The sequence below is a fragment of the Virgibacillus sp. AGTR genome, from assembly GCF_016919725.2.
Lineage (GTDB): Bacteria > Bacillota > Bacilli > Bacillales > Amphibacillaceae > Virgibacillus > Virgibacillus salarius.
The window spans coordinates 52,577-74,952 of the sequence record NZ_JAJERH010000009.1 but is presented as its reverse complement, the minus strand read 5'-3'; the positions used below and the strand labels follow the sequence as shown (position 1 = coordinate 74,952).

Below are 22,376 nucleotides of genomic sequence, written 5' to 3'. Positions count from 1 at the left end.
AAATATTATTCTATTTACTATAAACACATTACTGGTATTTTGCTATAATGAAATCTATATATTCAGAACTTATTGATAACTGCTACTGCATAGGGAGGTAACGATGACTCGTATAGTGAAACCAGAATCATTACATTTACAGGCGTATCATATTTTAAAAGAGGAAATTGTGAAGGGGGAATATAAACCGTACGAACGTGTGGTTGAAGCAAGGTTGGCCAAAAAGTTAGGAATCAGCCGAGGTCCTGTTAGAGAAGCGATTAGAATGCTTATTCAAGATGGGCTACTTACATATAACGATGGTTATGTGAGAGTGTATAAACCAACTGTTAAAGATGTTGTAGATATATTTCAATGCAGAGAAAGCTTAGAGGCCTTAGCGATCCGTCTGGCGATTGAACATATTACAGAAGCGGAAGAGGAACAATTGCAGAAAAATTTACATGACACCATTAAGGCGTATGAGCGGGATAAAGTCATTGAATTAGGACAGCTAGATCAACAGTTTCATGATATTATTATTCACGCTTCCAAAAACAGTCAGCTATTGGCGTTGTTAGAAGCAATCAGGACAAAAATCCATTATATGCGTATTAGTATGGTTAAAGGCGATTTCTATCCATCCTTTGTGAAGGAACATGAACGTCTAATCGAGCTTTTGTTGAAGGGTAATGAGGATGATGCGATTGCTTTAATGAAACAGCATATTAACAAGGGTTTGGAAGGTGTGTTAATGCATATTAATCATCAATAATCTAAAATGCTTCACCAATTTAGGGTTTATCCCGCATATAACTGGCAGTAGTACCCCGACCTTTAAGTAACATTGAAACGAATATAGGAAAGAGGGGGAACAACTGCCAGTAAATGTCCAATTGGTTCAAGGGTCTTTAGGTCATATCCTTAGTGGTACTAACCATCCGTGGGGGATAAACAGAACCCCATGTATTGAAGTTTCACTTTATTTCTTCATTTTAGTTAACAGTTTGCTGTTGACTAAAATGATTCAATATTGTAACATCCAAAATATATAAAATATTTAGATATATATGGAAAATCTATGTAGTGGGTGTAACAGAAGTTCTTTCTCGGAAAATATGTAAGCGCATACAATGAATGCTTAAGGGAAGGGTGGAATTGATGAAAGATGGGCTACAAGTAGGAGATACAGCGACGTTAACTGTAGAAGTAACTCGGGAAATGTTTGCGCAGTTTGGTGGGGAGCTAGTCCACCCTGCATACTCAACCGCTTCCATGGTATACCATATGGAATGGGCAGCTAGAAAGTTAATAATACCTTATTTAGAAGAACATGAAGAGGGAATGGGGGCAGCGGTTTCAGTACAGCATCTTGCCCCATCAGGTCTAGGGACAGTTATTCAAGTAACTGCGATTGTTACCCAAATTAGTAAGCGAGGGGTTACAGCAGATGTGACTGTCAAAAATCAACATGGCTTTATAGGAAAGGGGGAGGTTCAACAAGCCATTCTACCTAAAGCAGTTATTAACGAAAAATTATCAGCTGCCACGTAAATAAGGAATTAGATAATGGGGGGATTAAAATGAAACAACTTGAGCAATTCAATGCAAAAGAGGTCGATATGTTTCAAAAAATTTCGAGTCATGAGCAAGTCATATTTTGTAATGATCCTTCAACTAATTTACAAGCTATTATTGCTATTCATAATACAACGCTTGGGCCTGCATTAGGTGGTACTCGTATGTATCCATACACGGATGTAAGTGAGGCGTTAGAAGATGTCCTTCGTCTATCTGAAGGGATGACAGCAAAGTGTGCCGCCAGTGACGTTGATTTTGGAGGGGGAAAGGCAGTAATAATTGGTGATCCACAAAAGGATAAGTCTCCAGCTATGTTTCGTTCCTTTGGTCAGTTTGTCAATTCATTAAATGGTAGATTCTATACTGGGACTGATATGGGAACGACGATGGATGACTTTGTCCACGCTTCTAAGGAGACAAATTTTATTAATGGGATCCCAGAAGAATTTGGCGGTAGTGGGGATACATCAATTCCTACAGCTCAAGGGATGATCTATGCTTTAAAAGCTACTTGTCAGTTTTTATATCGCAATGATGATCTAAGTGGTAAAAGGTATGCTATCCAAGGCTTAGGAAAAGTTGGTACAAGAATAGCTGAACATTTATTACAATTAGGCACAGAGCTTTACGTTACAGATATCAATGAAAAACGGATAGATGATATCAAGGAAAAAGCCAAGGTAGCTGGAGCTTCAGTAATTGCAGTCGATAGCAGAGATATTTACACGGTAGATGCAGATATTTTTGTGCCTTGTGCAATGGGAGGAATACTAAATGAAAGGACGATTCCCCAACTAAATGTCAAGGCTGTAGTCGGTTCTGCAAATAATCAATTAGCTAGTAAGTTAGATGCGGAGAGACTACGAGAAAGAGAGATTATGTACGCACCTGATTTTATAGTTAACGCAGGTGGTCTAATCCAGGTAGCTGATGAACTATATGGATCAAATAAAGAGCGTGTATTAGTAAAAACAAAATCTATCTATAATTCCGTCTTAGATATATATAAGCAAGCGAGACTAGAAAATATTACAACAATAGAAGCTGCTAATAAAAAGTGTCAAAGACAATTGCAGGAACAGCATAAAAGAAATAATTTCTATGTACGAAATCAAAGACCGAAATGGGACTTTAAAAGATAATTCTTTTCATAACAGATAGATATGTTTTCTTAATCTTATTAAAAGGTGGGGTTGAGATGAAAGAACGGTATCCATTATTTCAAATTATGAATAAAAATGGCGAATTGCTGGATCATGCATATGAAACGGAGATAACTGTAGACCAGGTTAAGTCATTTTATTATCACATGCTACGAATTCGTACATATGACCAAAAGGGGGTAGCCTTACAGAGGCAAGGACGGATAGGCACATATGTACCATTCGCGGGGCAAGAAGCAGCTCAGGTGGGAAGTGCATTAGCATTAGCTGATAAAGATTGGATGTTTCCAACATATCGAGATCATGGCGCATCATTAACATTCGGTGCAGATTTAGATAGGATGTTACTGCATTGGAATGGTCGTATTGAAGGTTGTTTGCCCTCTAGGGAAAAACATATTATGGCCGCTTCCATACCAATCGCTACACATTTACCCCATGCTGCTGGTGCAGCAATGGCTGAGACATATAAAGGAACAAAAAATGCAGCGATAGCTTATTTTGGTGATGGAGCAACATCCGAAGGGGACTTTCATGAAGGCATTAATATAGCTAGTGTATTTAAAGCACCTGTTGTATTCTTTAACCAAAATAATGGATTTGCGATTTCGTTACCAGTGAACAAACAAATGAATTCCCAGACAATTGCCCAAAAAGCAGAAGCGTATGATATTCCTGGTAAACGTGTTGACGGGATGGATATTTTTGCGGTTCATTTTGCTGTGAAAGAAGCGCTAGAAAGAGCCCGTTTAGGAGAAGGGCCAACGTTAATCGAAGCTGTTACAGTAAGATTCGGCGCGCATACAACAGCGGATGACCCTTCCAAATATAGAGATCAGGAAGAGATAAACCGTGTCCGAGAAGAGATAGATCCCGTATTGCGATTAGAGAAATATATGAAGCATTACAATATATGGGATGGTGATTGGGCAGCTACAATTACTAACGAAATCAAAGCAGAAATTGATGAGGCTATCCAGAGAATGGAATCTTATCAAAAGCCGAATGCAGCGGATATGTTTGACTATGTTTTTGAAAAACCAACATGGACGATCGAAAAACAAAAGGAAAGCATTATCTCGACAGGGAGGCAAAGCTGATTATGGTGATGTCAAAGGAGTTAGAGAAGAGGTCAGGGGTTAAAACAAATTCACTTACAGTTATTCAGGCAATAAATAACGGGTTACAAACAATGCTAGAACTGGATAATGACATACTTTTACTTGGGGAGGATATCGGAAAGAATGGTGGAGTGTTCCGCGCAACAGATGGGTTGCAGCAGAAGTTTGGAGACCACCGTGTTATTGATACACCATTAAGTGAGGCAGGTTTTGTAGGAACAGCAGTTGGTATGGCCTTGAATGGGCTAAAACCAGTAGTTGAAATCCAGTTTTTAGGGTTTATTTATCCTGCTTTGGAACAAATCGCCACCCATGTCACTAGGACTCGTACACGTACGTTAGGACATTATCATATACCAATGGTGATACGCGCACCATATGGTGCAGGGGTAAGATCACCGGAAATTCATTCTGATAGTGTAGAAGCTCTCTTTACACATTTGCCAGGTATAAAAGTTGTTTGCCCTTCTAATGCTTATGATGCCAAGGGATTGCTTATTGCAGCAGTTGAAGATCCTGATCCTGTGTTATTCCTGGAGCCGATGCGTCTATATCGAGGTCAACGGGAAGAGGTACCTATGAATGCTTATCGGATTGAGCTTGGAAAGGGAAAAACTTTGCAAGCAGGGGAAGATGTTACTATTCTTGCCTGGGGTGCCATGCTCCCAATTGTAGAGGCTGCTGTAGAGGAAATGAAACAGTATCAGATATCCTGTGATGTCATCGATCTCCGGACATTATACCCGCTAGACAAAGAGATTATTGCCGGCTCGGTTCAGAAAACCGGTAGAGTTGTTATTGTACATGAAGGCCATGAGACAGGTGGCGTTGGAAGCGAGATTATATCTATTATCAATGATACTTCTTTTCTCTTTCTCAAGGCTCCGATTGAAAAGGTAACTGGCTTCGATGTGCCAGTTCCGTTATTCGCCTTGGAAAATGATTATTTGCCAACAAAGGAACGTGTGTCGAAAGCCATAAAACAAGTTTACGAGTTTTAGGAGGTGAGCTGGTGGTTCAAATAAAATTTACGGATATTGGTGAAGGAATGAATGAGGGTGAAATTATTCATTACTTTGTTGATGTAGGTGATGAAGTAGAGGTAGATCAGCCGCTTGTAGAGTTACAGACAGATAAAATGGTTGCTGAGATTCCTGCACCTTCAGCAGGAAAGATTAAATCAATCTATTATGCAACTGGAGATATTGTAACGGTTGGCACCGTAATAATGGAAATTGATACAGGCAAAGATGCTGTAATCACAACGAAAGCTGAACAGCAAGTATTGGTGGATGAAGGGGCAGCATCAGCTTTAGATAGTCAAAATTCATTCCGTAATCCCTATAATCGAATATTAGCAGCTCCTTATACGAGAAAGATTGCTAGGGAGCTAGGTATTGATATTGAACAGATTAAGGGAAGTGGTCCAGCTGGGCGCGTCTTAGAGGAAGATGTCTATCGATTCAGCAACCAGTCAAATGCTTGCAACGATAATCAAGGGGAATCACATACCGGTATAAGGGAGGATGCTGAGGGCACAACGATTCCTTTCAAAGGCATCCGAAAGCAAATTGCGACTAAAGTCAGCCATTCCTTGCTGACAATTCCACATGTTACCCATTTTGATGAAGTAGATGTGACGAACCTTAATGAGCTTAGAAAGACGTTAAAGCTATCAGGAGATAGTATTTCCCTCGCTGCATTTCTGGTTAAAGCAACGGTTATTTGTTTAAAAGAGCATCAGCTATTTAATGCAAGATTAGATGAGGAAAATGAGGTTATCCGACTTTTAACCGATTACCATATGGGGATAGCTACAAACACAGAAGCAGGGTTATTAGTTCCGGTCATTTATGATGTAGATCAGAAATCCATTCGAACGATTAACAAGCAGATGAAGGAATTAACCATAAAAGCAAGAGAAGGGAAATTAACAGCAGGCGACATGAAGCATGGTACCTTTACTGTTAATAATGTGGGCCCACTTGGTGGTACAGGAGCTACCCCAATTATTAATCATCCACAGACTAGCATAATGACATTTTATAAGACAAAAAGAATGCCCATTGTCTTGGATGATGATGAAATAGCAATTCGTTCGATAATGAATATATCCGTGTCATTTGATCATCGGGTTATCGATGGGGCTCAATCGATTGCCTTTACAAATCGATTTATTGAATTAGTTGAAAACCCAAACAAGTTATTATTGGAGTTGATCTAATTGGTAGTAGGAGAATTTGCAGAGCACCGCGAATTAATAATCATAGGTGGAGGACCAGGAGGTTATAATGCAGCTATTCGTGCAGCCCAGCTAGGAATCCAGGTAACCGTAATTGAACAGGACCAGCTTGGTGGTACTTGTTTAAATAGAGGGTGTATACCTTCAAAAGTTTTCAGCCATGCTGCCCAGCAAGTGGCTTCTGTAGCAGACTTCCAATCATTTGGCATATGTGTAGGAACACCAGCTGTAGACTTTGCTCAATTAATTTCGTATAAAGATCAGATCATCCAGCGATTGAGATCCGGGGTTGAGAATTTATGTCAGGCAAATAAAGTAGAAATTATTCGTGGAAGGGCAAATTTCATTAACGATAATCGAATTGGTGTGGAATTAGGGCATCGTTTTGAACTGTTTGATTTTAATCAGGCAATCATAGCTACTGGCAGTACTGCTGTAATGCCATCCACAATAGGTGAAAACGATCGGATTTTGGTTGGTCATACTGTATATGAATTGAATGAAGTGCCAGAGGAGCTGATTGTTTATGGTAGTGATGCTTATGCTTTAGAGGTAGCATGCAGTTTTCATAAGCTAGGATCTGCTGTTTCGATGGTGCTTGATAACAAGGATTTTTCATTTGACCATACGATTAATCGTGAATTAAGGCGAGTTCTAAAGAAGGACAAAATAAAAGTCTATAGGGGATATCAATTAGAAAAGGTAAGCTCGGATTCGAATTATGTCCAGGTGGGATTACTGAAGAATAATCAAAAGGAGATATCTCTTTCAGGTACACATCTTTATATGGCAACAGCATTGCAGCCAGCAACTACTTCACTGGAGCTTAATAGACTGGGGGTTAAATGTTCGGATCATGGATTTATACAAGTAGATAAACAATTGAGGACTTCGGTTCCATCGATATTTGCTATTGGTGATGTTACTGGTGGAACATTTTCAGCGACAAAGGCAATGAAACAAGGTAAGGTTGCAGCGGAAATTATTGCTGGGAAGCCAAGTGAGGTTGATCTAACGATGATGCCTACCATTGTTCGCAGTGTTCCTCCGATAGCTACAGTTGGGTTAACAGAAGAAGAAGCGAAAGAACAGGGGTTTCAAGTAAAAACAAGTCAATTTAGCTATAGTGGAAATAGTTATGCAATGATTTCGAATCAAAAAAGTGGCGTAGCAAAGGTTATAAAAGATAATAATTCGGATCTACTACTAGGCGTTCATACAATCGGTGCGAATGCAATAGAATTAATCGGTTCTGGAATCACCGCTTTAGAAATGGCTGGAAGAGATGAAGACTTAAGATTCCCCTTATATCCTCATCCTAGTTATAATGAGATATTGCTTGAAGCAATGGAGGGATTGTCGGATAGCGCTATTCATATGAAACCTGTAGAAAGCCAGCTAGAAAAAAGTAAATAAAGCAAAAGGGTTCTCTAGTTATAAGATAGCTAGATTATAATGAAATAAACAAGATAAAAATTGGCTGGCTCTGGCTTTTGCAGGGAGTCGGTTTTTTATTGTATAGGAAATTATAACACCGTGATTCCTTTATCTCCGTTGACTCGCTCTAGTCGCTACGTTTCTAATTGGGTACTTACGCTTTTGTTATCCCGCATACAACCGGCAGTAAGACCCCCACTTCAAGGAATAAAGTGAAACCAATATGGGTAAGTTGGGGATCAACTGCTGCCAGCAAATGTCCGATTGGATCAAAGGCTTTTAGGTCATACTCTTGTGGTACGAACAATCCGTGGAGGATAAATAAACCCTCCCTGATTGAAGTTTCACTTTAAGATAGCTAAATGAATAGGAGTCTCAAGTTAACTTGATTCTATAGGTAGTCAATAATTTTATCAAACTGTATGATTATTTTTGTATAATAGATATTGTGATTTATCTCGCATACAACTGGCAGTAAGACCCCCACTTCAAGGAATAAAGTGAAACCAATATGGGTAAGTTGGGGATCGATTGCTGCCAGTAAATGTCCGATTAGTTCAAAGGCCTTTAGGTCATACTCTTGTGGTACGAACAATCCGTGGGGGATAAACAAAACCCCACTGATTGAAGTTTCACTTTTTTTAACGTAAGGAAAAATAGGGATTGTTAGGAGAAAAGAGATGCGAAAAATAAGCTTTAATGATATTTATACGGAAAGTCACCTGGTAGTGGGAACTGAATTGTATTCGCATTATCATAACCCAGAGATGTTAATTCAATATGATAGTAATTATCTTCAATTTCATCGAATGCCCACGCTACAAGAGTTTATAGAGGCAGCAACGTATTTGAAGGAATTTCACCAGAAAAATGGACAGAAGCATGTTAAGTTTTATTTTCCTGAAAATCGTAAGCCATCAGAAGAATTAATTCAGTTTTTTCATCATCAATCTTTTGAGTATGGTTATTTAGAGTTATATGCTATTCAACCAGAACAATTTCCTATTACAGATAATCATCCCGATATTACGATACGAATCGTATCGGAAGTAAACTTCGATGACTATTTACAGGTACAATATGAACAGGATTTAGAATTCGGTGAAGAATTTGCAAAGGCAAAACCTGCTCTATATCGACGGCATTTTCAAGATGAAACGTTTATGCAAATTATGTCATATTATCAGGGTACAGCTGTCGGTTCGTTGGAAGTAATCATAAAAGAAGATACTGCTGAAATCGATGGGTTACACGTGCACCAGGCATTTCGTAAAAAGGGAATTGCTCAGCGATTACAAAAGTTTGTAATGGATCAATTCCCTAATAAAACCATTATATTAGTTGCTGATGGTGAGGATACTCCGAGAGAAATGTATATTCGCCAAAATTATCGTTATCTCGGATTCCAATATGAAGTACAAAAGGTTGATCTAAAAAAAGATGAATAACCTGGAGGGAAATCATTCCATGAAACATGTTTTGGTAGTAGGCGGAACAGGGATGCTAGCAGATGTAGTGAGCTGGTATGCTAATCAGTCAAACTATGTTTCTGTGATTGCTAGAGAGGAAGAAAAAGTAAAACGTATAAAGCATTCTACTAAACAGCAGAAACATATATATCCGATCTATGTTAATTATCGGCAAATAGAGAAACTAGAGGAACAACTTAAAACAGCAATTTTGATGCTCGGTCTGATACAACAAGTCGTTGCTTGGGTAAGGTCAGATGCCAAAGAAACATTAAAATCAATCATTAAAGTAGTTACTGATCAATTATCGGATTGGCAGCTCTTTCATATCATTAATAGTAGTGCAGATAGTGAACGAATAAAGGATTATTTATATGTGCCAGCAAATTGTCAGTATCGCCAAATACAATTGGGCTTTAAGGTCGTAAGCAACTATTCAAGATGGCTGACAAATCAAGAGATAAGCCAAGGTGTTATCGAAGGTATTCAGCAGGAAAGAAATACAATGTTACATATTGTTGGACAGGTAGAGCCTAGTGACAAATGACCATAAGTAGTGGGGAGTAATAATTTAAAACTTGAGTGTCTAGATATACAGGAAGATAGTTGTTTTTATATGACATGTTAGGGGAATACTTATTTTAGTAATCAGTGTGGGTGCTTATGAGACTTATTAAATGCAAATAACTTAGTTTAGAATCGAAAAGGGGCTGGGACAAAACACAACGTCTTTACTCAAAATACGAATAATCATATTATCAATAGGAGTATCATTACCACACCGTGAAACTATACGCGCTTTCCACGGGCGCGGCCCCAGCTAACTTGGTGAAGAAAAACATGTTACCACGTGGATCTTCGGACGCCTGCTATTCCCGCCGGAGTCTCGCTTATTTCGGGTGCTAAATGAATGATTTTAATCAAAAAGCGAAAAGATAATTAATTTAAACTAATTATCTTTTCGCTTTTTATTGTTTCTTCATTCTTTTGTCTCTGCTTCTGTTCTTAGCTGGGAGTTTTTGTTTTTAATTGTCAATACATAACATGTCAACGGTCATTAGTCAGCTTAGCTCTCATGCGAGTGATGTTTCCTTAATAGCAAATCATTGCAAATGTGTTATCTCCACTGCTCCATGTTCCATACTTGTGTTATCCAATTTTCATAAAATGTAGGTTCATGGGATACAAGAATAACACTTCCCGTATAGTTTTCTAGTGCTTCCTGAAGTGCTTGCTTTGTTACAACATCTAAATGATTCGTTGGTTCATCCAAAATGAGGAAATTACTCTTTGCTAACATTAATTTACATAAACGGACCTTTGTTTGTTCCCCTCCACTAAGTGAAGAGAGTGGTTGGAAGATATGTTCGGTTTTGAGTCCGCATCTTGCAAGGTTTTGTCGTACTTCCTTTTGTGTTAAGTGTGGAAAAGCTGACCAAATTGTTTCTAATGCAGTAGTTTTGGCAATGGACGGCATTTCCTGCTCGAAATATGCTGGTAAAACCCTCTCGCCGATGGTAATGGAACCATCTAGTGCTGTTAACTCACCAAGTAATGTTTTTAATGTGGTTGTTTTTCCAATTCCATTATGTCCAACAAGCGCTACTTTTTCACCACGCTCCAATTTTAAATTTACATTGGAAAACAATGGTTTATCATAGCCGATTTGTAGATTTTCAGTTTGCAGTAATTTATTGACTGGTTGGTGAGATACGGTAAATGAAAACATTGGTTTGGGATTATTTGTCGGTTTATCCAGACGTTCCATTTTTTGTAGCTTTTTTTCCCGACTTTTTGCCATCTTGGCAGTCGATGCGCGTGCTTTATTTTTTTGTACATATGTTTCAAGCTTTTGAATCTCTGCTTGTTGTTTTTCATATTGTAAATGAATTTGTCGCCTTCTTAATGCATAGGCCGCTGAAAATTGTTGATAGTTTCCTGTGTATCTTGTTAAGTTTTTATGTTCTAAATGATAGATCACCTGAACGACCTCATTCATAAAATGAGTATCATGTGTGATTAGGATAAATGCATAGGGATACGCTTGTAAATAATTGGTTAACCAATCGATATGTGCAGTATCTAAATAGTTTGTTGGCTCATCAAGCAAAAGTACATCGGGCTTCTGTAAAAGCAGCTTAGCAAGTAATAATTTAGTACGCTGTCCACCACTTAACATACTCACATCTCTATCTAGTCCTAATTGGGTTAGTCCGAGTCCTGCAGCAACTTCTTCGATAGAAGCTGGAATGGTATAAAAATCATGTTGATCGAGCAAGGTTTGTAGTTCACTATACCGTTTCAATATGTTATCCAAATTATCAGTATGAGGATTCGCCATTTGTTCACTAAGGTCTTCCATTTCCTTCTCTGCATCAAATAATGTTTGAAATGCTCCTTGTAGAAATAGACGAATACTAGTTCCAGAAGTTAAATGAATATGTTGCTCGAGATTACCGATATGTGCTTTAGGATGCCATTCGATGGTTCCCTCATCAGCAATTAATTCTCCAGTTAACAGTTGAAAGAGGGTAGATTTGCCTGCGCCATTTGGTCCAACTAACCCGATATGTTCCCCTTTTAACAGGCGAAATGATACATCTTTTAATACTATTTTATCTCCGTAACCATGTGTCAAAGCATTTACATCTAATAAACTCATAATACCTTTCGCTCCTTGTTAATTTTATCTAAAAGCCAGCAAGTACAAGGAGGGATATACCATAAGAAACAAAAACTGGACAGAGCGTATGGACGCCCTGCCCAGTGTATAAATGGTAAATACTTAAAAAGTATACACCATGGTTATCCAATGAGTTCAGGTGTTTATCCGCTGCTTGTAACTTGCGATTGGCTTGCTAAAAATGGGCATACGTATCCCGTATTTAGGCAATAGCAAGTTGAAGCACAGCAGATAAAAACATAAATAACCTTCACTCCTTTAATCATAGTACATCCAGATTACCACGATTGGTTCTCAAACGCAAGCCTAGTTGTAGTATTATGGGAGACGTTGGTTTAGGGTTTTAGGTTAGATAGGCTAGACAAAAACTAGGTTCTCACTTTGTGATTATTAACATGACCTTTAAAAATATAATTATGGGTAATAGTTGCATTTATTTAGTTTAGTATCTATACTAATTGGTATGAAGAATAATAATTATAAGCAATTAGAGGATAGTAGCCATAGTATTGGTAAGTTAATCTTTCAACTTCGACGCCTGGAACGTAATCCTCGAACCTTCAGTGATGCGGGTACTTTGACTCCAAGTGAGATTCATGCAGTAGATGCAATTGGAGAAGACAGAAATATACTAATGAGTCAATTGGCTGATCGACTGGGAGTGACAAAAGGTGCAATTACACAGGTTGTAGGGCGTTTAGAGAAGAAGGGGATTGTGTGTCGAACCCCACACCCTGAGGATTCAAGGGCTGTAGAGATTTCATTAACAGAAAAGGGAGTAGTAGCATATCAGGCACATAGGAGACTGCATCAGAATTTTTATCGAAAGCTGAGAGAACAATTAAGTTCAGACGAAATCGCCATTTTTGAAAAATGTGTAAAAACATTTACGAGTATATTAAACGAAGAAAATGATGGTGAATAGTCACGAGCAATCAGTGGCAATCAAAAACTGCTGATTGCAATTTTTTTAAACATTTAGTTTAGAAGCTAAACTAAAAAACTTGCGGGTCCATTTTAAGACTACATGGTGTGTCTTTTAATTCAATCTTATTTTTAAAGGAGGAGTATACTATGGGTGTTATTTTTGCTATTTTATCAGCCTTTATGTTTGCTGTTAACAATGTAGTTGTAAAGAAAGGAATAAAGCGAGCTCCTCATAGTGATAACGGCTTGTTTATAACAGTTCTGATAAATGTAATTTTATTAGGTGTTCTTTGTTTCATTGTAATGGGGTTAAGGGGGTGGGACTTTCATTTTTCATGGGAAGCTTTCTTCTTCTTTTTACTTGCGGGATTGTGTACTACTGGAATAGGTAGGCTAACATTGTTTTCAAGTATTTCCTATATTGGTCCATCGAAGGCTTCTGCTATTCGAAATTCTACTCCTATTTTTACAACTATATTTGCTCTCATTTTTCTTAATGAAGAGATTACATTATTACCGGGAATTGGTATGGTTCTATTACTTGCGGGAGTATTAAATGAGGGGTTTCGATTGAATAGGATAGAAGCATCGAAACACCAACGCGATCCAAAAAGGTATTCGTATATGGGATTTGGATTAGCGGTATTCTCTGCCTTGATCTTCGGAGTTGGCCAAGGAATTAGAAAACAAGGTTTAATCGAAATGAATGATGCTTTTTTTGGTGTATGGGTGGGGACACTGGCTTCTTTAGTTTTCGTTATTTGTTATCAATCCATTCGTGGAGAGTTTATTACTAATATAAAGAAAAATGTTAGGGTAATTAATCCTTACTACCTTATTTCTGGTGTATTAACAAGTATAGGTCCGTTGTTCTTCTTCCTAGCAACTCAAAGAATGCAGGTTTCATATGTAAGTGTTATTGCGGCTGCTGAACCAATACTAACTATATTCCTAACCACAGTAATTTTTAGAGGGATTGATTCAGTTACCAAGTATACTTGGATAACCATAACAATGATGTTCCTTGGAACAGTACTCATTGTAATTCATATCTAGCCATTTTATAAAAGAGAAAGGAAGAAACAATATGAAGGACCATATACTTGTCGTAGGTGGGTATGGCCATGTAGGAAGATTGATTTGCCAACAGCTGGGGAATTTATATCCTGACAAAGTAATCGCCGCTGGAAGAAGCTTTAGTAAAGCAAGAGAATTTTGCAGTACAACAAATGGCTCGGTGATACCTCTTGAATTAGATATAACAAAGTCGTTACCATCAGATTTATTTGAAACAGTAAGGATAGTAGTAATGTGCCTTGATCAAAAAGATACAGGTTTCATACAGGCTTGCTTTGCAAATAACGTAGATTATATTGATATTTCTGCAAATCATTCATTCCTATCGCGTATCGAAGAACTACAAACAGAAGCAATGAATCATAAAACAGCTGCAGTGTTAAGCGTTGGTTTAGCCCCAGGACTTACAAATCTATTAGCTCGTCATACAAAAAGCTACCTAGATAATACAGAGGAAATGGATATATATGTCATGCTAGGATTGGGAGATCGACATGGTAGGGCAGCGATTGAATGGACAATAGATAATCTGAATACAAGATTTCAGGTTTATTCAAATTGGGAAAAGGTCAATGTGGACACATTTAGCAGTGGGAAAACTACATATTTTGGTAAGGAGCTTGGAGAAAGAAAGGGATATCGTTTTTATTTTTCAGATCAAAATTCCCTTCCTCATACCTTGCAGATACCCACTGTATCTACTCGACTATGCTTTGATTCCAAAGTTATAACGTATGTAATCATGTTACTTAAACGAGTAGGAATATTTCGTTTAATAAAATATCAATCTATACGAAAAGTGATGGTATGGCTTTTCAGTAAAATCAGATGGGGAAAGGAGTTATATGCATTGAAAATCGATGCATTTGGAGAGGTTAGTGGTAAAAGAGTGAAAGCGGAGTGTAGCATTCAAGGTCGGCAAGAAGCTTTGTTAACTGCTAAGATAGCAGCTAAGCTTACAGAAAAACTATACACTATGAAAGGATTGAATGGAATCTATCATCTGGAAGAGCTTTTTGACATAGATTCATTCTATCCAGATGTCATAGCACCCCATGTTCGTATAACTGAATATAGAAATAATAGTTAATTTAAAGGCTACCAATAGCTATAACCAGTCATATCAGAAGTAGAAAGCAACAGAAAAATAATATTTTGCAAGCAGAAGATGTCGTCCTTAGCATGAGCTTACTGTAGAAAATAATAGTGCTTGTGTATAACCAATTCAAATCTAGTATTTTAACAGCTTTTTTTGAAAAGGGAACGGGACATAACTAAAATGGTCCATTCCAAAACACAATGTACTAGCCCGGAACTATATGTAGACTCCTAGAAAAGACGAGCGCTTTTTTCTGCTTGCGATGTATTGCCTAGCAAGGGGAGGGCTGACAGCCGCCAGAGGAATGCGAAGTATATTTCCGGAACCGCTTCGCTGTGTTTGGGCACTTTTATACTCGTTTCTGTCGATTTTTGTTCCTATAGGAGCTGCAAAACAGATTGTTGACAAAGATTAGTCTAAAGCCAGATCTGATTGAAGCTTCTGTAAATGCGCTTCAAATGTTTTTCTTTCTTTATCTGTTAAATGATTACCGCCATACCGTACGGCTTGATAAAGATAAAGTGGTGCATGCTGTACGCCTAAACGTTGAAACCATTCTTCGATTGTTTCGGTCGGCTTTCTTCCAATACCTTTTTTCTGTGCTTTTTTTTCAAATTTTAGTATCTGCTGACGAACTTGATCAAGTGAATTTGTACGAAATGGCGTCAGAAATCGACCTTTCTTTTTATTTGCATTTTTCTCTTTACTATCTAAAGGAGTGGAGGTAAACGGCGGTATATTTTCCTGTTTGTACGTAAAAACAGGTTTCTTACGATAGTATAAAAACAGGGAAATAACTAAAATTGCTCCCAAAGTTACGCCGATTAGCCAAAGCCAAGGGTAAGATGATTGCCCTCCGTCAGCTGCTAAATTTTTTAATGCTTCGAACGGATTATCCTCTTCTGCCATTTTTGCTACCATTTCTTCGTAATTTTCTTTTTTGTTGTTTTGAAAGAATTCAGGGTCGAATCCGGCTATGTCTATACCATTTGCGAAGATAGTACCGATGAAAACAATTACTTGGCTTATACCAAACCAAAGGAAGCTAATTACTGGTACTACTCCATAAAACATAAAGAACAAGGTAACGCTGATGATTGAAATTGCAATGAAAATTCCGACGATATATTGTAAGGAACTGAGGGACTGCTGCTGACTGGCTTGAATATGACTTGAAACATACCCAGCAATTAGAATGAATAATAGTACAGCTGCCATCCAGAAGTGAGTAGTGTCAAAAAACCAAACGGAATCAATCAGAAAAAAGAAAGCTAACCATGTGATTATATGAATCTGGTTTTGTACATCAGGGACTTGTTGATGTTTGAAAAATCTCCACGTCATATATAGCGAAAAAGCAAGGCTAATTAAAATAGGATACGAAAATATCAACACTAATATTGCCCAGTTTATACTGATTGAAACAATAAAGAAGATTTGATTGTTCATAAATTTACTAAGTGTAGTCTGAATGATGATGAGCAGTACTACCGCAATAATGAAACTCCATGAAGGGACGGGAAAAGCAGACTGTACAAAAAAAGGGACTAAAATAAAGTACAAAAGAATTCCTTCATAGAATAACTGATAGTATTTTGTCATTTTAGTTTTTATCCACATGTTTTAAAACCCCTCATTTGGGAATTTGTTGGAGGGTGTTACTCTCCTCTGATCCTGCAATAAAATAACACCTCTTGCCTTGTGTATTCCATTTTCGAATGAGTAATTCACTAGCTGATGTGATTTCACCAACGAAGACAATTAAATTTGAATCTGCCATTTTTGTTGTAGCCTGATGCAGCACTTCCTCCATTTTCATTATATTAGAAGTTACTCCATCTACACGGGCAAGCATTTCCCATACTTTTTTTAGCTGATTATTACCTTGATTTAACTCAACATGGTAGGGTTTATTCCCATACTGTTTCAAATTAATATAAATGGAGAAAGGATACCCTTGCTCGGTAATACTTTGGCAAAGGAAAGCTGCTTTTGAAATGATGGACTCTAGATCTCCACTGGTATAGCGATTGCCAATTTGCGAAGTCAAGGAAATATTGACAAAAATGGTCCATGAAATATTACGGTTGCGTTCATATATTTTAGTTTGTAATTTGTTTCTTTTGGCTGATGCCTTCCAATGTACTCGAGAAAAGGAATCTGACGGTATATAATCCCTAGTGCCGAGCGGGTGAAGGAGATCCTCAAATGGCGACAATAAGGTCGCCTGGTTTCCGAATGTCATCTGTTTAAAGCTTTCCATTCCATGTACGGGCAATGGGGTTGGATAGATAATAATCTCTGTTTGATATTTTTGAAGGTACGTCAAGTGTATAGCTTCAAAATTCAGGAGGTGAGGAAATACGATACCAACATTAGAAACACCTGTGACACCACGTTCCATCGCTTTAATCGGTATAGCTAGCTTAACAGAACTTTTCCCTTTTAATACAAAGGGCACACGAAAGGAAATGCGTCTCATTCTTTCTGCTGCTATTTCCTTGTTTGTTCCAGCTACCTTTTGGTTTGTTTGCATCTCGAATGTACCGTTAAAATAGGGAAGGAAAGACTTGTTTTTTAGTACAATTTCAATAGTGGCTTCTTCTCCCTCTGTTAAGCGGAGTGTTCTTTTAGGATTCTCTATGATAAGTCCCTTTGCAATATTCCTATCATAGATCAATCCGAGAAAGATAAGCAATAAGATCATTCCAGCGAACATGAAGATAAAAGGCTGTTTTATCCAAACACTTAGGATAACCAGTATGAGAGTTAAAATAATTAACAGTCCTCGTATTTTCACTTTGTTATCAGTAGTGTTTATTTGCCATTGCATAATTAGTGAGACTCCAATTCCACAGGTACTTTAACCTGTCCTAAGATTTCGTACAGAACATCTTGGCTAGATTTTTTAATCGATCCTTCTAGTGTAAGCATCATTCGATGTGAAAGTATATATGGTGCCAACTCTTTTATATCCTGAGGATTAACAAAATTTCGAGCTTGTAAATAAGCATGTGCTTGGGCTGCTCGCATAAAGGCTAGTGCTCCACGTGTGCTTGCACCTAGTATACTATCAGGGTGGGTTCTCGTTTCCTGAATAATCTCTAATAAGTAATCCTTCACGACATCTGATACTTCTACGTGCATAATTTCCCGTTGCATCTTAATTATTTCTTCTGCTTGTAACAACGGTTGAATATTGTCAATTGGGTCATTCAACTGATTTGTAGACAAAATGCTTTTCTCCTGATCTGCTGTTGGGTATTGTAAAGGAATCTTCATTAAAAAACGATCTAATTGGGCCTCGGGTAACGGGAAAGTACCTTGATTCGATTCAATTGGATTCTGTGTTGCAATTACGAGAAAAGGAGAATTTATATGAATGGTTTCTCCCTCAATGGTTGTTTGTTGTTCTTCCATGACTTCCAATAGACTTGATTGCGTACGAGGAGTGGCACGATTAATTTCATCCACTAGTAATACATTAGTCTGGATGGGGCCAATCCTCATTTCAAATGACTGTGACTTTGGATTAAAGAATTGGATACCAGTAATGTCGCTAGGCAAAACATCTGGGGTAAATTGAACACGCTTGAAATCCACATTACTTATTTTGGAAAAGGACTTAGCAAGTTTTGTTTTACCAGAACCAGGCGTACTCTCCAGCAAGATGTGTCCCTTTGCCAATAATGAAACAAAGATAAGATGAACGACTTTTTCTTGTCCGATAATAACTTGGTTTAGTATTTCTTTTGCTCTGTTTACTTTTTCGATCATATTATGTACCTCCGAGTGATAGAATCCAAAAAATTAAACTGAGACTATTATACCACTACTAAACTTCTTTTTTCCATATTTTCTAACTATTTAAACGAAAGATGTTATACTTAAAGTATTTTAGAATGGAGGAGATAAGTTGCGTTCTGTGGATCAAATAATGAATCTAGTATTAGCTGTTGCTAAAGCGGATAATCGTATACGTGCTGTAGGAATGAATGGTTCGCGTACAAATGCGAATGCACCAGTCGATCCATTTATGGATTATGATATTGCTTTTTTAGTAAATGACATACAATCTTTTATGAAAGACACAGGTTGGATTGATGTGTTTGGTGAACGGATAATTATGCAAACACCTGAAGATATGAAGCTGTTTCCTCCAGAATTGGGAAATCGATTTTCCTATTTAATGTTATTTACCGATGGTAATCGAATTGATCTTACATTAGTACCCATTGAGGAGATGGAAATTTATCTAAATGAAGATTCGTTAACGAAGATAGTGTTAGATAAAGATAATCGTATCTCAGAACTACCATTTCCAACCGATCAGGATTATTGGGTAAAGCCACCAACAGCTGCATTCTTCGCTGACTGTTGCAACGAATTTTGGTGGGTAACAACTTATGTGGCAAAAGGGTTATGGCGTTGCGAAATGCTTTATGCGATGGATCATATGAATCTTGTTCGATCGATGCTACGTAAAATGTTAGAGTGGCATGTCGGAATAGAAACAAACTTTAAGATAAGTGTTGGAAAAAACGGTAAATATTTAAAGCGATACTTGCAGGAAGATACGTGGTATCAGTTATTACAAACATATCCTGAAGGGAACAATGATTCATGCTGGCGAGCATTGTTTGTGATGTGTGAGTTGTTTGAAAAAACATCACAGCTGGTGGCAAACGTATATGATTTTACATATCCTCGTCAAGAAGCACAACAAGTGCTCGAATTTCTACAACATGTAAAGAAATTGCCTAATGATGCCACTGAAATTTAAGAATGCACACGGAAAGGAATAATTTCATGTTTAGGTATAGAGCTGTCATTGGACAGCTCTTAGCTCTGCCATAAATTTACTCATATCGGTTATATTCCAATTCCCATGCTGGATTCCAAACAATTTCCCAAAGGTGCCCATCAGGATCTTGAAAGTGACCAGAATAACCACCCCAAAATGTATCGTGAGCAGGGTCTGTTATGATAGCACCTGCATTTTTAGCTTGTTCCATAACTTCATCAACCTCTTCACGACTTTTAGTATTATGTCCAATTGTACATTCTGTTGAACTCGGTTCACCTAGTTCTATCTTGGCTTCGTGTGCAATATCCGTTCGTTTCCAGATAGCGAGCTTTATTCCTGCCTGCAATTCAAAAAAAGCAACTGCCCCATGCTCAAACTCACTACCAACAATGCCTTCTGTAGGTAGTCCAAGGCCGTCCCGATAGAATTGAAGTGAGCGTTCTAGATCATCTACGCCCAATGTAAGAACAGTTATAGATGGTTTCATATTTCCTACCTCCAGAACAAATTATATAGGAAGATACTTAAAATTCCTTAATATTCGTAATGCTTGTAATGTGAGTATGCCTTTCCATTCTTTTTCTGCTATGGGCCAATCGTTTTCATATTGGTGCCATTCCCAGTTAGGTGCCCATGCGCCATCGGTTGCCTGTTGACCTATTAGATGATCTAGTTCCATTGGAAGTATATTGGCGAATTTACGATAATGTGTTGATTTGGGCGAATCAATAATTTGTAATGGTCCTGCCACATATCCTTCTCTCTTTGCAGGATCTGCAATGACACAATTATTAATAAAGCGCTGTAGCCTATCCTCGATTTTTGTACGTTTCTTCGTATTTAGCTTAAGCTGTTCGTATAAGCGAAGGTAACAGAAAAGTTCATGCATCTCTGCTAAATCACAGGTCTCTAATAAATGCTGAATTGCATAATCAATGAGCATATCAAGTTTTTCGTAAGTTACTAGGTCCCGATATTGTATGAAGAAACCTACAATATCTGCATTTGGATTACCCCAATTGTCGGAGAATACACCATATTGCCACCAGATTGCACGTGGGGATCGCTCTGCCTCGACTGGAATTATATCCCATCCCGTATGATCATCTTGATAAGAAGTGATAAAGTAGTCAAGTGCTTGGCAAACAACATTCTTTTTTTCCTCGAATGCAGGTAATTCCCCAAGTATTCCAAGTGCATATGTCGTTGCTAATGCAGAGGATTCATTACAGCGAAGATCTGGTTCCAGTCCATGACCAAAACCTCCATCTGGATTTTGAAAAGCAATTAATTCTTGGAGTGCTTTTTTATAATTAGTAGCTTCAAACTCGTATTCATAAAGTGCTCGTTCAAGTGGTCTTGCATGATTTTTCATGAAATGTTGAGCGAGCTTGAAAGAACTTATATCCATTTTTTTTGTCATCGTGTTCACTCCTTTATATTGTGGTAAACACATAATAGCATAAGAATGAATGTACGTTATTGTAAAAAACGGACAATCGAATCTAAGTTTTACCCCGCATATAACTGGCAGTAAGCCCCCTACTTCAGGGAATAAAGTGAAACCAATAAGGCTAAGTGTGGAATCAATTGCCAGTAAATGTCCGATTGGTTCTAGAGCCTTTAGGGCATACCCTTGTGGTACTACCAATCCTTGGGGAATAAATAAAATCCCCAAGGATTGAAGTCTTCCTTTATTTTAATAGAATCTGCTTCGGTGACTGGCCGTAATGACGTTTGAATTGATGAATATAATGCGATTGATCGTAATAACCATAATTTGCTGCTATGTTAGATAACGATGAGGGATTATCATGTAGTTCTTTTAATGAACTTTGAAATCGAATAATATTAGAAAATGCTTTAGGACTGACACCTAATTCCTTCTTGAAGACCCTTCTAATCGTTCTTTCACTAAAATGGGTCTTTTCTGCTAGTGTGCGTATGGGGAAGATACCCAGATTTGTAAACAAGTATTGCATACTTGTTTCTAGTAATAAATCTGTGCGATGTGTATTTTTTGATAAAAGCTTTACTAACTTCATTTCAATTTTGTTAATTTTCTCTGGAAGGTTTTTCGACAATAGCAAATCTTCCTGCAAAAGCGAAGCCTCCTGCCCCCATATATCCTCAAGAAGTACTTGGGTATCCATTAATTCGGCGGGAGGATACATAATAAATCGGCGTGCCGTATCTGCATAAAAACGAATTCCTAACAGGTTTTGTTTTTGCCTGAGTTTCATTGTTTCAAATGTGGTCATTAAGCCGACAGCAAAGGAGCCCTTTGCTAAGGAAGTTGATTGAAGGTCGAATATAATATCGATACAGCCGTCTGGAACAATTCGATGTAATGGATAGGTATCTAACGGATGGTAATGGACAGACCAGTAACATACAACATAATCAGATAAAAGCTTACTAGGTAAATATTCTTGATATTGATAGTTTGGGTTTCCTAGGCTCTTTTCAAAGATTGGTGGTTGTAAAGGATAATAATTTCGCATGTTATTTCCCTCTCTAAGGAATAATTCGCAGATAGGACAACTTCATGATTCGATTTTGCTTTATTATATACCGTATCTCTATATAGTTCCATGCTAGCTTAGCTAGGAAAGAGAAGGTAACTTAATATTTCCTTTTACGTATTGACATATTTTATTCAATTAATGTTCATTTTTTTGTACCAAACTCCGTGAACATTTTCTGACAACCAGCACATTCTATTGTTTTTCACCGTATATGGTATTAAGATAGATGAATGGATTTTGTGAAGTATGTAACAAAAATATTT

General features: G+C 37.6%; 20 protein-coding genes. 13 read left to right on the top strand and 7 right to left on the bottom strand.

Annotated features, from left to right (window positions below; translation table 11 throughout):
* Nucleotides 1–103 precede the first annotated feature (103 nt).
* From JUJ52_RS06330 to JUJ52_RS06290, 9 genes are all read left to right on the top strand, one after another.
* Nucleotides 104–754, top strand: coding sequence for a GntR family transcriptional regulator (locus JUJ52_RS06330; protein ID WP_034678521.1), 651 nt, complete (start codon nt 104–106; stop codon nt 752–754).
* Nucleotides 755–1,140: 386 nt separating this feature from the next.
* A complete protein-coding gene (locus JUJ52_RS06325; RefSeq protein WP_121604373.1) occupies nt 1,141–1,533 on the top strand; it encodes a thioesterase family protein in 393 nt (130 codons plus the stop codon).
* Nucleotides 1,534–1,562: 29 nt separating this feature from the next.
* On the top strand, nt 1,563–2,702 hold the full coding sequence (locus tag JUJ52_RS06320) for a Leu/Phe/Val dehydrogenase (RefSeq protein ID WP_026680045.1): 1,140 nt from the start codon (nt 1,563–1,565) through the stop codon (nt 2,700–2,702).
* Nucleotides 2,703–2,758: 56 nt separating this feature from the next.
* On the top strand, nt 2,759–3,823 hold the full coding sequence (gene pdhA / locus JUJ52_RS06315) for a pyruvate dehydrogenase (acetyl-transferring) E1 component subunit alpha (RefSeq protein WP_026680046.1): 1,065 nt from the start codon (nt 2,759–2,761) through the stop codon (nt 3,821–3,823).
* Nucleotides 3,824–3,825: 2 nt separating this feature from the next.
* On the top strand, nt 3,826–4,845 hold the full coding sequence (locus JUJ52_RS06310) for an alpha-ketoacid dehydrogenase subunit beta (protein ID WP_026680047.1): 1,020 nt from the start codon (nt 3,826–3,828) through the stop codon (nt 4,843–4,845).
* Between the two features lie 11 nt (nt 4,846–4,856).
* Nucleotides 4,857–6,068 (top strand): dihydrolipoamide acetyltransferase family protein, encoded by a 1,212-nt coding sequence (locus JUJ52_RS06305; protein WP_026680048.1) that lies wholly within the window; start codon nt 4,857–4,859, stop codon nt 6,066–6,068.
* Nucleotides 6,069–7,502, top strand: coding sequence for a dihydrolipoyl dehydrogenase family protein (locus tag JUJ52_RS06300; protein ID WP_121604374.1), 1,434 nt, complete (start codon nt 6,069–6,071; stop codon nt 7,500–7,502).
* Nucleotides 7,503–8,203: 701 nt separating this feature from the next.
* Nucleotides 8,204–8,971: a GNAT family N-acetyltransferase gene (locus tag JUJ52_RS06295; protein WP_026680050.1), complete on the top strand. Its 768-nt coding sequence runs from the start codon at nt 8,204–8,206 to the stop codon at nt 8,969–8,971.
* Nucleotides 8,972–8,990: 19 nt separating this feature from the next.
* Nucleotides 8,991–9,539 (top strand): Rossmann-fold NAD(P)-binding domain-containing protein, encoded by a 549-nt coding sequence (locus tag JUJ52_RS06290; RefSeq protein ID WP_162986346.1) that lies wholly within the window; start codon nt 8,991–8,993, stop codon nt 9,537–9,539.
* Between the two features lie 570 nt (nt 9,540–10,109).
* Here JUJ52_RS06290 and JUJ52_RS06285 read toward each other — a convergent pair.
* Complete coding sequence (locus JUJ52_RS06285) at nt 10,110–11,654, bottom strand: ABC-F family ATP-binding cassette domain-containing protein (RefSeq protein ID WP_026680052.1); 1,545 nt, start codon at nt 11,652–11,654, stop codon at nt 10,110–10,112.
* A gap of 448 nt (nt 11,655–12,102) precedes the next feature.
* Here JUJ52_RS06285 and JUJ52_RS06280 point away from each other — a divergent pair, with 448 nt between their 5' ends.
* From JUJ52_RS06280 to JUJ52_RS06270, 3 genes are all read left to right on the top strand, one after another.
* A complete protein-coding gene (locus JUJ52_RS06280) occupies nt 12,103–12,600 on the top strand; it encodes a MarR family winged helix-turn-helix transcriptional regulator (protein ID WP_318279715.1) in 498 nt (165 codons plus the stop codon).
* 149 nt (nt 12,601–12,749) lie between these two features.
* Complete coding sequence (locus tag JUJ52_RS06275; RefSeq protein ID WP_026680054.1) at nt 12,750–13,658, top strand: DMT family transporter; 909 nt, start codon at nt 12,750–12,752, stop codon at nt 13,656–13,658.
* A 31-nt stretch (nt 13,659–13,689) separates the two neighbouring features.
* The gene (locus JUJ52_RS06270) at nt 13,690–14,769 is read left to right on the top strand and encodes a saccharopine dehydrogenase family protein (RefSeq protein WP_026680055.1); all 1,080 of its coding nucleotides are present in this window, start codon (nt 13,690–13,692) and stop codon (nt 14,767–14,769) included.
* 420 nt (nt 14,770–15,189) lie between these two features.
* Here JUJ52_RS06270 and JUJ52_RS06265 read toward each other — a convergent pair whose 3' ends face one another.
* Genes JUJ52_RS06265 through JUJ52_RS06255 form a run of 3 tightly spaced genes read right to left on the bottom strand, consistent with a single transcriptional unit; the run spans nt 15,190 to nt 18,555 of the window.
* Complete coding sequence (locus JUJ52_RS06265) at nt 15,190–16,398, bottom strand: DUF4129 domain-containing protein (protein ID WP_026680056.1); 1,209 nt, start codon at nt 16,396–16,398, stop codon at nt 15,190–15,192.
* 13 nt (nt 16,399–16,411) lie between these two features.
* A complete protein-coding gene (locus JUJ52_RS06260; protein ID WP_026680057.1) occupies nt 16,412–17,611 on the bottom strand; it encodes a DUF58 domain-containing protein in 1,200 nt (399 codons plus the stop codon).
* Nucleotides 17,612–17,613: 2 nt separating this feature from the next.
* Nucleotides 17,614–18,555, bottom strand: coding sequence for an AAA family ATPase (locus JUJ52_RS06255; RefSeq protein WP_205389457.1), 942 nt, complete (start codon nt 18,553–18,555; stop codon nt 17,614–17,616).
* Nucleotides 18,556–18,694: 139 nt separating this feature from the next.
* On the opposite strand from JUJ52_RS06255, the gene JUJ52_RS06250 reads away from it, so the two are divergent.
* Complete coding sequence (locus tag JUJ52_RS06250) at nt 18,695–19,561, top strand: aminoglycoside 6-adenylyltransferase (protein ID WP_026680059.1); 867 nt, start codon at nt 18,695–18,697, stop codon at nt 19,559–19,561.
* Between the two features lie 76 nt (nt 19,562–19,637).
* Here the strand turns inward: JUJ52_RS06250 and JUJ52_RS06245 are convergent, their stop codons facing one another.
* From JUJ52_RS06245 to JUJ52_RS06235, 3 genes are all read right to left on the bottom strand, one after another.
* A complete protein-coding gene (locus tag JUJ52_RS06245) occupies nt 19,638–20,072 on the bottom strand; it encodes a VOC family protein (protein ID WP_026680060.1) in 435 nt (144 codons plus the stop codon).
* Between the two features lie 21 nt (nt 20,073–20,093).
* On the bottom strand, nt 20,094–21,008 hold the full coding sequence (locus JUJ52_RS06240) for a hypothetical protein (RefSeq protein WP_121605836.1): 915 nt from the start codon (nt 21,006–21,008) through the stop codon (nt 20,094–20,096).
* Between the two features lie 271 nt (nt 21,009–21,279).
* Nucleotides 21,280–22,089, bottom strand: coding sequence for a helix-turn-helix transcriptional regulator (locus JUJ52_RS06235; RefSeq protein WP_026680062.1), 810 nt, complete (start codon nt 22,087–22,089; stop codon nt 21,280–21,282).
* Between the last annotated feature and the right edge of the window lie 287 nt (nt 22,090–22,376).

Coding starts and splice junctions, on each gene's coding strand:
- JUJ52_RS06265 (WP_026680056.1), bottom strand. CDS start 16,398: ATGTGGATAAAAACTAAAATGACAAAATACTATCAGTTATTCTATGAA.
- JUJ52_RS06260 (WP_026680057.1), bottom strand. CDS start 17,611: ATGCAATGGCAAATAAACACTACTGATAACAAAGTGAAAATACGAGGA.
- JUJ52_RS06240 (WP_121605836.1), bottom strand. CDS start 21,008: ATGACAAAAAAAATGGATATAAGTTCTTTCAAGCTCGCTCAACATTTC.
- JUJ52_RS06330 (WP_034678521.1), top strand. CDS start 104: ATGACTCGTATAGTGAAACCAGAATCATTACATTTACAGGCGTATCAT.
- pdhA (WP_026680046.1), top strand. CDS start 2,759: ATGAAAGAACGGTATCCATTATTTCAAATTATGAATAAAAATGGCGAA.
- JUJ52_RS06245 (WP_026680060.1), bottom strand. CDS start 20,072: ATGAAACCATCTATAACTGTTCTTACATTGGGCGTAGATGATCTAGAA.
- JUJ52_RS06255 (WP_205389457.1), bottom strand. CDS start 18,555: ATGATCGAAAAAGTAAACAGAGCAAAAGAAATACTAAACCAAGTTATT.
- JUJ52_RS06310 (WP_026680047.1), top strand. CDS start 3,826: ATGGTGATGTCAAAGGAGTTAGAGAAGAGGTCAGGGGTTAAAACAAAT.
- JUJ52_RS06295 (WP_026680050.1), top strand. CDS start 8,204: ATGCGAAAAATAAGCTTTAATGATATTTATACGGAAAGTCACCTGGTA.
- JUJ52_RS06275 (WP_026680054.1), top strand. CDS start 12,750: ATGGGTGTTATTTTTGCTATTTTATCAGCCTTTATGTTTGCTGTTAAC.
- JUJ52_RS06285 (WP_026680052.1), bottom strand. CDS start 11,654: ATGAGTTTATTAGATGTAAATGCTTTGACACATGGTTACGGAGATAAA.
- JUJ52_RS06290 (WP_162986346.1), top strand. CDS start 8,991: ATGAAACATGTTTTGGTAGTAGGCGGAACAGGGATGCTAGCAGATGTA.
- JUJ52_RS06320 (WP_026680045.1), top strand. CDS start 1,563: ATGAAACAACTTGAGCAATTCAATGCAAAAGAGGTCGATATGTTTCAA.
- JUJ52_RS06325 (WP_121604373.1), top strand. CDS start 1,141: ATGAAAGATGGGCTACAAGTAGGAGATACAGCGACGTTAACTGTAGAA.
- JUJ52_RS06235 (WP_026680062.1), bottom strand. CDS start 22,089: ATGCGAAATTATTATCCTTTACAACCACCAATCTTTGAAAAGAGCCTA.
- JUJ52_RS06270 (WP_026680055.1), top strand. CDS start 13,690: ATGAAGGACCATATACTTGTCGTAGGTGGGTATGGCCATGTAGGAAGA.